This is a genomic window from Kitasatospora sp. MY 5-36, assembly GCF_001182915.1.
Classification (GTDB): Bacteria; Actinomycetota; Actinomycetes; order Streptomycetales; family Streptomycetaceae; genus Kitasatospora.
Genome location: NZ_LFVW01001423.1, coordinates 1 through 576, shown reverse-complemented (window position 1 = coordinate 576; position 576 = coordinate 1). Strand labels below are relative to the sequence as shown.

The window sequence follows — 576 nt, the reverse complement described above, 5'->3', positions numbered from 1 at the left end:
CGGCGCCGCGGCGGCGGAGCCCGCCCCGCGGGCCCCGGCGGAGGACACCGCGAAGGGGGCCCCGGCGGCGGACGGGACCGACGGGACGGACGGCACCCCTGGTGACGGTCCCGCGCAGACACCGCGTGGCAGCAGCCCGGATGGCCGGGATCGGGCCGCCGGTGATGAGAAGGTTGGTCCTTGATACCGCCGACCCCCTGCCTTGCCGGGCCGGCCTCCCCCCACGACAGCGAAGAGGTGACATGACCGGGCGCAGCGAGGAGCGGCCGTCGGGCCGCGGTGAGAGCCGGCCGGGCGCCGAGTCGCCGTCCGGCGACTGGTACGTGGCCGACACCTACGCCCAGGACCCGTACGCGGTGGACGCGTACGGGAACCCCCAGGACGGCCAGGACCCGTACGGTCTGCGGGCCGGTCGGCCCGCCGCGCCCCAGCCGCCGGCCGCCGCGTACGACGTGCCGCCGCAGCTTCCGCCGCAGGGCGTCGGCTACCCGACGCCGGTGCCGCCGACCCCGTACCAGGCCCCGGAGCACTTCGGGGCCCCGGTGCCGCCGGTGCAGCCCGGCTGGGACACCCCGG

The 576-nt window shown here is 78.8% G+C and carries 1 pseudogene; it reads left to right on the top strand.

Annotation, left to right across the window (positions count from 1 at the left end):
* Nucleotides 1-242 precede the first annotated feature (242 nt).
* Nucleotides 243-576: pseudogene (locus AE652_RS42755) on the top strand (hypothetical protein); the annotation flags it as partial.